Source organism: Streptomyces sp. NPDC043870 (assembly GCF_056435785.1).
The window spans coordinates 27,744-37,535 of sequence record NZ_JBWKDT010000053.1; the positions used below are offsets into that span (position 1 = coordinate 27,744).

General features: G+C 75.0%; 7 protein-coding genes. 3 read left to right on the plus strand and 4 right to left on the minus strand.

Annotation, left to right across the window (positions count from 1 at the left end):
• Positions 1 to 102: 102 nt before the first annotated feature.
• Both AC0699_RS35495 and AC0699_RS35500 read right to left on the minus strand, forming a co-directional pair.
• Positions 103 to 1,746 (minus strand): class I adenylate-forming enzyme family protein, encoded by a 1,644-nt coding sequence (locus AC0699_RS35495; protein ID WP_478668960.1) that lies wholly within the window; start codon positions 1,744 to 1,746, stop codon positions 103 to 105.
• Positions 1,743 to 3,800, minus strand: coding sequence for a CoA transferase (locus AC0699_RS35500; protein ID WP_478668964.1), 2,058 nt, complete (start codon positions 3,798 to 3,800; stop codon positions 1,743 to 1,745). The genes AC0699_RS35495 and AC0699_RS35500 overlap by 4 nt, the downstream gene beginning before the upstream one ends.
• A 109-nt stretch (positions 3,801 to 3,909) precedes the next feature.
• Here AC0699_RS35500 and AC0699_RS35505 point away from each other — a divergent pair, with 109 nt between their 5' ends.
• Positions 3,910 to 5,100, plus strand: a complete 1,191-nt coding sequence (locus AC0699_RS35505; protein ID WP_478668967.1) for an acyl-CoA dehydrogenase family protein — start codon at positions 3,910 to 3,912, stop codon at positions 5,098 to 5,100.
• A gap of 43 nt (positions 5,101 to 5,143) precedes the next feature.
• On the opposite strand, the gene AC0699_RS35510 is transcribed toward AC0699_RS35505, so the two are convergent.
• Both AC0699_RS35510 and AC0699_RS35515 read right to left on the minus strand, forming a co-directional pair.
• A complete protein-coding gene (locus AC0699_RS35510) occupies positions 5,144 to 6,565 on the minus strand; it encodes a sugar ABC transporter permease (RefSeq protein WP_478668971.1) in 1,422 nt (473 codons plus the stop codon).
• Positions 6,562 to 7,797: an MFS transporter gene (locus AC0699_RS35515; RefSeq protein WP_478668975.1), complete on the minus strand. Its 1,236-nt coding sequence runs from the start codon at positions 7,795 to 7,797 to the stop codon at positions 6,562 to 6,564. Before AC0699_RS35515 ends, AC0699_RS35510 begins: the two co-directional genes overlap by 4 nt.
• Before the next feature lie 239 nt (positions 7,798 to 8,036).
• Between AC0699_RS35515 and AC0699_RS35520 the strand changes: the two genes are divergently transcribed.
• Positions 8,037 to 8,897, plus strand: a complete 861-nt coding sequence (locus AC0699_RS35520) for a hypothetical protein (protein WP_478668979.1) — start codon at positions 8,037 to 8,039, stop codon at positions 8,895 to 8,897.
• 109 nt (positions 8,898 to 9,006) lie between these two features.
• Positions 9,007 to 9,669: a sigma-70 family RNA polymerase sigma factor gene (locus AC0699_RS35525; protein WP_478668983.1), complete on the plus strand. Its 663-nt coding sequence runs from the start codon at positions 9,007 to 9,009 to the stop codon at positions 9,667 to 9,669.
• The last annotated feature ends 123 nt before the right edge of the window (positions 9,670 to 9,792 follow it).

A 9,792-nucleotide genomic window follows, 5' to 3' on the forward strand; every position in this document is an offset into this window, starting at 1 on the left:
CTCCACCGGCGACGCACCCCCCCCCACCCCCCCCCCCCCCCCCCCCCCCCCCCCCCCCCCCCCCCCCCCCCCCCCCCCCCCCCCCCCCCCCCCGCAGTTCTGTCAGTGTGCGCGGACTCCGGCGACGACCCGCTCCCGCAGCGCCGTACGGTCCGGCTTGCCCGCGGGCGTCAACGGCAGCTCCGCCACCACCAGCAGATGCTCCGGGTGCTTGCGGCGCTCGAGCCCGCGTGCGGTCAGATGCGCACACAGCTCGTCAAGCGTGGGGATCCGACGCCCACGGGGTACGACGCAGGCGGCGAGCCGCTCGCCCATCAGCGCGTCGGCCGCGCCGACGCACACCACGTCCCGGACCGCCGGATGCGTCGCGAGCTCCCGCTCCACCTCGGCCGGGCTGATGTTGGCGCCACCGCGGATGACCACGTCCTTGAGGCGCCCTACGACATGGAGCATGCCCTCCTCGTCCAGCAGGCCGAGGTCGCCGGTGCGCACCCAGCCGTCGGGGGTGCGGTAGCGGGTGTTCAGTTCGGGCGCGCCGACGTAGCAGAGCGGGGTCATCGGGCCCCTCGCGATGATCTCGCCGGTACGGCCGGGAGGCATGTCCGCCATATCGGGCCCCACGATCCGGATGCTGGCGACGAGGGGGTCGGGGCGCCCGGCCAGCACGCCCTGCCCCGAAGCGCGTACGGGCTCACCGTCGAGGCCCGTATGGCAGTTCACGCCGTCCGCCGAACCGTACAGATTCACGACCGGGCAGCCGAAGGCGCGCTGGGCGTCCGCCGCGGTCACCGCGTCCAGCGGGGCGCCGCCGAGGACCAGCGCCGTCGGCGCGGGGAGCGCCTCGCCGGTGCCGTCGAGATGGTCGAGCATCATGCGGATCATCGTGGGCACGCCCAGGACGTGCGTCGGCCGGTGCTCCCTGATCGCCTCGATCGCCGCCTCCGGTGTGAAACGGTCGAGCAGGATCAGGGTGCCCCCGTGCCGGGCGAGGGTGACCGCGGTGCCGTTGGAGCCGAAGGCGGTGGCCAACGGCACGAGGAACAGACACCGCGGCGGGGTTCTCTCCGGCAGGAGCGAGGCGAGGAAGTTGCCCCGGCCGCCGGCCAGCGCGTTGTGCGAGTACGCGACCATCTTCGGTTCCGCCTCCGAGCCGGAGGAGACCAGGATGCGGGCCGCTCCGTCGGGGTCGGGCCGCGCGGCACCGAACCCGCTCGCGTCCGTACGCAGCAGCGCGGAGAACGACAGGGCGCCGTCGGGGATGTCGCCGGGTCCCGCCGCGATCACGGTGCGCAGGGCGGGCAGCCGGTGCGCGAGCGCGGCCAGTTCGGCGGCGTGCCCGCAGCCACGGTGCTCGACGGCGGCGATGACGGCCACCGCCTCCGAGCGCCGCAGCAGGCTCCCGGCCTCCCGGCCGCCGCGGCCGACGGGGAACGGCAGGGCGACGGCGCCGAGCGCGGCGAGTGCGAGATCGGCGATGACGGCGTTCCGCCCGCTGGGCAGCTGTACGCCGACGACCTCACCCGCGCGTATGCCGGCCTCGGCGAGACCGGCGGCCAGACATCGCACCTTGCGGTCGAGCGCGGTGTAACAGAGCGTCCCTCTGGCGTCGATCACGGCGGTGCGGTGGATCTCGGTGAACCGGTGGGCGCGGAAGAGGCTGTAGAGGTCGAGGTCGGGATAGCTGCCGTCGGCGGCCCAGGAACGGCGCAGCTCGGCGGGGAGCAGATCACGCAGTGCGGCGGTCATACGAAGCTCCAGGGGGAAGGGACGACGGGGGCGCCGTGCGTGTCGCGGGTGATGCCGGAGGCGAACCGGGGGTCGGAGAGAAGGCCGGGCCCGCAGGGCGAGGTGCCCGTGCCGGCGCTGGTGCCCGTGCCCGTGCCGGTGGTGCCGGTGGTGGTGCCGGTGGTGTCAGCGGCGGCGTCCGCCTGGGCCGCTGCGGATGGCGCGGTCGGCACGGTCGCTTCGGATGGTGCGGTTGCTTCGGATGGTGCGGTCGGCTCGGCCGGTGGGCTGGGCGGGTCGGCCGGGTCTGCCGGGAGCGGCGGCGTGTTCGGGTACGCCGGAGCCGTCACGTCCGCGACCGCCGTCGCCGCGAGGCCGTGCGCGCGCAGCAGCTCGACGCCCTGGGCGGTCGTCAGTGCGCCCACGTCGTACGCCGATGCCACGGCAGCGCACGCGTCGGACGGTGCGATCCAGCCGTCGGCGGCACGCAGAGGGCGGCGGAAACCGGCCTGGTGGCGTGCCGCGCGCCCGGCGGTGAGCCGTGCCAGGGCGGGCGCCGTGAGGAGTTCGGCCGCACCCAGCAGGGAGGAGTCCGCGCGCACGCCGTGCCCGGTGCGCTCACGCAGCAGGAGCGCGGCGAGCACCGCTTCCGCGCCGAGCAGCCCGCCCAGGACGTCGAGCAGGGTCATCAGCGAGGGGACCGGCGGCTCGTCGGCGGGGCGTACGGCCTCGCCGACGCCCGTGCGTGCCTGCACCATGAAGTCGGTGGCCATGGGCGCGTCCGGCAGCCGTCCGGCCCAGCCGCCCGTGTACGCGTAGACCAGCGCCGGGTTCACCGCCGCCAGGTCCTCGTGGTCGAGCCCGAGCTGAGCCGCCTTGCCCGGCGCCCAGTTGTGCAGGAACACATCGGCCTCCGCGGCCAGCGTCCGCAGAACGGCCCGGCCCGTCGCCGACTTGATGTCGGCCTCGACGGCCCGCTTCCCGCGATTGAGCGCGAGCCAGCGGGCGGACACTCCGGAACAGGCCGGCGGCATACCGCGCAACGGGTCGCCACCGGGCGGCTCGACACGCACCACGTCCGCCCCGAGCAGTCCGAGCAGATGCGCGGCGAGCGGCGCCTGGATACGGCGCCCGGCCTCCAGCACGGTGAGCCCGGCGAGAGGCAGCTCCCGCGTGCCGGGCGGGAGCGGGAGCGGGAGGGCGGACGGGACAGGGCCGGAGCCGTACGGCGTCAGCGTCCACGGCGGCCCGTCCGGGATGTCGTACGAGGACAGCGGCCGCAGCGCGCAGACCTGGGCGCCGGAGCCGGCCGCCGCCTGCCGTATCCGCTGCCACGGCTGCGTACGGGCCGTGCTGTGCAGGGCGTCCGGGAAGGGCGCGCAGGCGGTCGCGTACCGGAACTGGAAGGGACGCCAGCCCGCCCGTATCGCGTCCTCCGGGGCGTCCAGCGACCGCCAGAACATCGCCCAGGCACCGGGGTCCAACGTCTCCAGCTCGAAGACCGTGCCGTCGCAGGACGTGAACGGCGGCCCGCCGGGCGAGAGTGCGGCCGCCTCGGGCTCCTCCGCCCCGGCGGCGGCCAGATACTGGGACACCGTCAGCAGCCCCGCCCGGTCCACGGAAGTCGCCACCTCGGTGACGGTCCGGCCGCGCGCCTGGCCGACGAGCGCGGCGAGCACACCCTGCACGGTGAGGACGGCGGTGGCGGTGGACGCGTAGTCGGCCGCGAGTCCCCGCGGGGCGCTGTCCCTGCGGCCGTGCACCGCCATGATCCCGGTCGCGGCCTGGGCGGTGGCCTCGTCGGTGATGTCGGCGGTGCGGACCGGATCGGCCCAGGTCATGCGAGCCGTGACGGGCGCGAAACCAGGGCCTTCGACGGTGAGCGCGGAGCCGGAGGCCGCCACTTCGCCGCCGGCCCCCGCCCCCGCCGTCGGCTTCGGCTCCGCGCCGAGCAGCCGCAGATGTCCGGCGACGAGCTCCGCGCAGGCACGCGGCCCCGCCGGGTCTTCCGGTCCCTGCCGCGTACGAAGGCCCTCGAGCGGCTGAGCCCGCCGAGTGGTCGCTGGTGACGCCATGCGTCGCTTCTCCTCTCCTCGCGGGAACCCGGGAGCACACGCACCCGACCAGTTCCACGGGACAGGCAGTCGGACAGCTGTTCCCTTTGGTTCCCGGACGGTTGGAGTGATGTACGTGCGCAGGGTGACGGACGCGGAGCGCGGACTGCCGGAGTGCCCGCACGATGTGCGGGACGTACGGGACCGGGTCGCCGGGTACGTGAGCGGACGGGTCATGCCGCACGAGCCGGAACTGGACACGGGCGGCCCGGCGGCCGCAGCGACCCTGCGCGAACTCCAGGACGGCGCCCGCCGGGCCGGGCTCTGGGCGCTGCCACTGCCCGTCGAACTCGGCGGCCAGGGGCTCCCGTTGGCCTCGTACGCGCATGTCGCCGAGGCGGAAGGGGCCAGCGATCACGGGCCGTCGGTGCTGGGCTCCGCCCCCCTCCTGGACGTGCTCATGCTCACCCGGCACGGCACGTCCCACGTGCGCGACCGGTACCCGAAGCGGCTGACCGCCGGGGAGCTGCGCACCTGCTATGCGATGACCGAGCCCGAAACCCCTGGCACGGACCCGTTCCTGACCGCCACCACGGCCGTACGCCGGCCCGGCGGCGGCTGGATCGTGAGCGGGCGGAAATGGTTCGTCACGGGAGCGGGCAGCGCCGACCTGGTGACCGTACTGGCCCGGACGGACGGCTCGCCCGGTGACCGCTCAGGCCTCTCCCTCCTCCTCGTCCCCACCAGCTCGCCCGGCTTCCGCGTCGTCCGCGAACTGCCCGTGCTCGGGGCGGGCGGCCAATTCGAGATCGAGTTCGACGGGGTGGCCGTCCCCGACGACCATGTGCTGGGCTCACCGGGCCAGGCCCTCGACATCGCCGCCGAGCGTCTCCAGCTCGGCCGAACCCTGCGCTGTCTGCGCTGGCTCGGCCAGGCGCGGCGCGCGTACGCACTCATGCGCGACCGGGCCGTCGCGCGCACCCGGTCGAAGGGACAACTCGCCCAGCTCCAACTGGTCCAGCAGCACGTCTTCGACGCCCTGCTCGCGCTGCGCACGACACGCCCCCTTGTGTACGAGGCGGTCGCGCGGATCGCTGCCGGACGTGACGCGCATGTGGAGGTGGGCCTCGCAAAGGTCGCTGCCGCACGCATGCTGCACCAGGTCGCGGACGCGGCCGTCCAGGTCCACGGCGCGGCGGGCCTCGGACCGGACACGGCGCTGCCCGCTCTGCTGCGCACGGGCCGGACGGCACGGATCCTCGACGGTCCCGACGAACTCCACATCGTGTCCGTGGCGGGCAGGGTCCTGCGAGAGCCGTGACGGGACGGCAGACGTCGTCACGGGGTCAGGCGTCGTCACGGGGTCACACGGCGTGGACGTCCACGAGGCCGGTCAGCGCGGCGAGTCCGTAAGCGAAGAAGAAGGATCCCCAGATGAGCTCGTGGCGGATGGCGATGCCGTCCGCGGTGCCGTCCGCAGCGCCGCTGCCGGCGTCGTAGCAGCCGTCCAGCAGTCGGCCGTCCGTGGTCATGTGCACCATGGCGAGCCGCTGGAGGATGTCCGCCGCGCGGGACTTCAGCAGCTGCCGGGAGGCCGGCCCGTAGGACTTGTCGGCGGACCCGGCGGACCCGGCGGACCCGGCGGACCCGGCGGACCCGGCGGAATCGTCGGGCTCGTGGAGGCCGTGGATGTCGTGGAGCTCGTAGGGCTCGTAGGGCTCGTCGGCAAGCTTGAGCAGGGCGACCGCGGTGATGGCCGCGGCGGAGGTGTCCAGTGGTCCGTCGGGCCGTGCCGAATCCGCGGGCGGGACCGGCGCAGCGGACGGGTCCACCGCGGCCGCGACCAGCTCCGCGAGAGCGGGATGCCAGGCCGTTCCGCCGAGGTGCCGCAGCCCGTCGGCCGCCGCGAGCAACAGCCATGCCCGGCCCCGGCTCCACCCCGGGGCGGGCGCAGGCAGCGGGGACCAGGTCGCCTCCTGCGGGCCGAACTCCCAGGCGGAACACGGCGATTGCGCGCAGAGGTCCAGATGCTGCCGCAGATGCGATGCGGCGGCGGCCCGCCCTTCCGGTCCGGCGCAGGCCAGCAGCTGTACGACTCCGGGGACGGCGTCCGCCCGCGCCCGCAGCCGCGGCCCGCCGAACGCCTCGCCCCAGGGCACGAGGCCCAGTTCCTGATCGAAGTCCTGCAGGAGAGCCGCGGCCCCACGCTGCCGTAGATCATGGGTGTGGCCGCCGGGTGTTCCGCCCGGCCGGCACAGGTCGGCGCCGGCCGGGGGCTCCGCAGCGGAGTGCGAACCCGGGCCGTGCGCCCGACCGTTCGTCCGGCCGGTCGGAAGCGGGCCGTTCGGAGATGAAGCGCTCGGATACGGGTCGTTCGGAGACGGGCTGCTCGGAGACGGGCTGCTCGGAGACGAGCCGCTCGCGTCGGTCAGGGCTTCGCAACCGGCGGTTGCGGGCGGCAGGGCAAGTGCCGTGCCGTACCAGAGGATCAGACCGCGGGTCGCGGTGTCCGACGTCAGCCACGGTTCCAGGCGGAGCGTGCACTCCTGGGCCGCGGCGGCGTCCGCCGGGGCGCCGGTGCGCAGGGCTCGCAGCCACAGCAGCCCGGCCCAGAATCCTCCCGTCCAGGATCCGCGGGCCGTGGTGGTCCAGCGGGCGCTCGTCGGATCGGCGTGGAGGGGGAAGCGGTCGCCGGTCTCGGCGCGGGTGCGGGCGACCCTTGCCAGGACGGCGTTCAGGGCCGGGCCGGCCCAGTCATGCCCGCCGTTCAATCCTGGCCGTCTCATGCCTGGCTGTTTCGTTCCTGGCCGTTGCGGGTGCCGTCGCGTACCGCCCACACCACCGCCACGACCGCCGCACCCGCGAACTCCGCTGCGACCAGCAGCCAGCCCGTGGTCCATCGGCCGTCCGCGGCCAGCAGGCCGAACAGCGGCGGCGCCAGGGCGAAGCCGGCGAAGAACCCGGCCGAGACGAGCGCGGAGTCCTGTCCCGCCCGGCCGGGCGCGGAGCGCTGCATGACCAGCACCATGGAGACGGCGTTGGCGGACACCGCGAACACGCCGACGGCCACCGCCGCAGCCCAGACGAGGGCCGGCAACCGCGAGGAACCGGCCAGGACGAGTGCCGCCGCGACGGCGCCGAACGCCAGCAGCCCGGGCAGCCGGCGGGCGCGTCCCGGCGCGCCGGCGACCTTCGACCAGCCGATGCGGCCCGCAATGCCCGCGATGCCGAGCACGGCCACGAGCGCGGCGGCCGGCGTGGCGGAGAGCCGTAGGTGCTCCGTGCCGTAGAGCGCGAGATAGGTGTTCACGGAGGCGATGCCGCCGCCGAGCAGCAGCGAGAAGAACAGCAGCCAGGCCACGGTGTCACGGGGGACCAGGGAGGACCGCAGCCCGGGGGCCGGCGGAGCCGGATCGGGCGGCAGGGCCTGCGCCGACCACGCGGCCGCGGCCACCGCCGCGGCAGCCGCCGTCCAGACCGCCGCCCGCCATCCGGCCACCGCGGCGAGCCCCGCCAGCGGCAGCCCCGCGACGAACGCGCCCAGCTGCACACCCGACTGCTTCATCCCGGTGACCGGCCCGCGCCGCTCGGGTGGCACGGCGGCCAGGATCGCCTTGTTCGTCGCCGGGTTGGCGAGCGCCTGCGGCAGGCCACCGAGCGCCACCGCCCCGAGCAGCAGTCCGGCACCGGACGCCGAACCGATCAGTGCCAGTGCGATCGCCGTCACCAGCAGCAGGGCGACCAGGCTGCGCCTCGGGCCCGCGCGGTCCACCAGCCGCCCGCCCAGCGGGGAGAGGAGAGCCGCGGCGCCGAAGCCGACCGTCGTCGTCAGGCCCAGCACGGTGGGGGAGATGCCGAGGGCGTCCACCAGCCGGGGGCCCAGCGCACCGAGCAGGAACAGCTGCATCATCGAGAAGGCCATGGCGCAGGTCAGCAGCGCCGTCAGTGGCGCCCCGGCCGCACCGCCACCCGCGCCGGGCGGACCGTCGCTCTGTATGGTCCCCGGTTTGGTCCCCACATGCCCTCCGCTGCCGTGTCCCGTTGCCATGTCTCGCTGCCGTGTCCCGCTGTCGTGCCCGGGCAGGACGGGGCAGGACGGAGCCTGATGAGGCCCCGTCAGGAGTCGTGTGGACAGGCAGGCGAGTTCCCCGGGAGTGTTGTGTGCTGTGTCACAGCCGATCAGCTGAGCTGCGCGCGCGGCCTTTTCCGTAACCGGCGGGTGGAAATCCGTGGAGCGGATGCAAGGATGAGGCCGCCATGACGACAGGGCGATGTACGCGAGCGATTCGGGCCGTGATGTTCGCGGCCGTCTGCGCGCTGCTCACGGCCCTGGGGCATGCCGTCATGTCCGACACCGCGGTCCCGTTGGGGGCCGTGGCGGGAGGGCTCGTCCTGACGGCCGCCGGGGCCTGGGGACTCGCCCGGCGTGAACGCGGCCCGCTCCTGGTCACATCGGCCGCGGTGGCGGCGCAGGCACTGCTGCACGCCGGCTTCTCACTCGCTCAGGCAGCGGCCCGTCCGGCGCTGCCCGGCGGTCCGTCGCTGGCCCGGCAGTGGGCGCAATATGTCACATGTGGCACGGTGCAGACACCCGCCCGCACCGCCGTGGACGGCCACGGCATGGACGACCTCCCCATGCACGGCCACGGCATGGACGGCCTCGCCATGGACGGCCACGTGGCTGTCCATCACCACATGGCCGGTCCGGCCGATGTCACGGTCGCGCACGACATGGCCGGCATGACCCACGACATGGCCGGCATGGCCCACGACATCGCGGCCACCGGCCAGCACATGGCAGGCATGTCGCCCCTCGGCATGTTCGCCGCGCACGCGCTGGCCGCTCTCCTGTCCGGGATGTGGCTCGCCCAGGGAGAGCGGGCCGCGACCCGTGTCCGTGCCGCCACCCGCATGCGCGGTGCCTTCCGCGTGCTGGGCGGCCTCGCCGGCCGGCTCGCCGTATCTCTGCGGCTCCTGTTGCTCCGCCTGTCCGCGCTCCCGCGCCGCCCCCGCCGTCCGCGCCGCCGCCGGGACGCCGACGCACGCGCTCCGCGCCTGCAACTGCTCGTCTTCGCCATCACCTCACGAGGGCCTCCTGTCGTACCCGCTGTCCTCTGACAGCCGGCTTCCCCCGGCCCCGCCCGAAGGCGCGGCCGTACGACACGAGTACCGGCCGTGCGTCCCACCGCGCGCCGGAATCCCTGGACACCGAGAGGGACCTGAGGCGATGACGTCTGCCCTGCCCTGCCCGCCCCGTGGCACCGAGCACCACCCCCGAACACACGGCGAAGACGCCGTCACCAACTGGGCCCTGGACGCCCGCGGTGGCGACCCCGAAGCGGTGGAACGCTTCGTCCGGGCGCTGCACCGCGACGTATGGCGGTACGTGGCGTACCTGAGCGCCGATCCCCAGGCCGCCGACGACCTGACCCAGGACACCTTCCTGCGGGCGCTGCGCAGCCTGCACCGTTTCGAGGGGCGTTCGTCGGCACGCACCTGGCTGCTGACCATCGCGCGCAGGACCGTCGTCGACAGCCTGCGCCACGCGGCCGCCCGGCCCCGGCCGGCGGACACCGCCGACTGGCAGACGGCTGTCGAACACGCACAGCCGCGCGGCCTGCCCGGCTTCGAGGAAGGCGTGGCGCTGGCCGAACTGCTGGCGGCGCTCCCGGAGGAGCGGCGTGAAGCGTTCGTGCTGACGCAGCTGGTCGGGCTGCCGTACGCGGAGGCGGCGGCGCTCTGCCGCTGTCCCGTCGGTACGGTGCGCTCCCGGGTCGCCCGGGCACGCGCGGCGCTGGCCGACCTGCTGTACGAAGCCGACCGGCCCTGCGGTGCGCAGGAGACCGGGCCGCCTCCGCACGGTGAGGACGCGCTGACCGTGGCGGCGTGAACTGCCCGGGGGTGGGGGGGGGGGGGGGGGGGGGGGGGGGCGGGGGGGGGGGGGGGGGGGGCCGGGGCTTGGAAGTGTTTGTGAGCGTGGGTGGAAAAGCGAACCGGCTTCTCTTCCACCCCC

What these genes read in the sequence shown, in the direction of transcription:
- AC0699_RS35520 (WP_478668979.1), top strand. Translation starts at nt 8,037, where the DNA reads ATGACGACAGGGCGATGTACGCGAGCGATTCGGGCCGTGATGTTCGCG.
- AC0699_RS35500 (WP_478668964.1), bottom strand. Translation starts at nt 3,800, where the DNA reads ATGGCGTCACCAGCGACCACTCGGCGGGCTCAGCCGCTCGAGGGCCTT.
- AC0699_RS35525 (WP_478668983.1), top strand. Translation starts at nt 9,007, where the DNA reads ATGACGTCTGCCCTGCCCTGCCCGCCCCGTGGCACCGAGCACCACCCC.
- AC0699_RS35510 (WP_478668971.1), bottom strand. Translation starts at nt 6,565, where the DNA reads ATGAGACGGCCAGGATTGAACGGCGGGCATGACTGGGCCGGCCCGGCC.
- AC0699_RS35495 (WP_478668960.1), bottom strand. Translation starts at nt 1,746, where the DNA reads ATGACCGCCGCACTGCGTGATCTGCTCCCCGCCGAGCTGCGCCGTTCC.
- AC0699_RS35505 (WP_478668967.1), top strand. Translation starts at nt 3,910, where the DNA reads ATGTACGTGCGCAGGGTGACGGACGCGGAGCGCGGACTGCCGGAGTGC.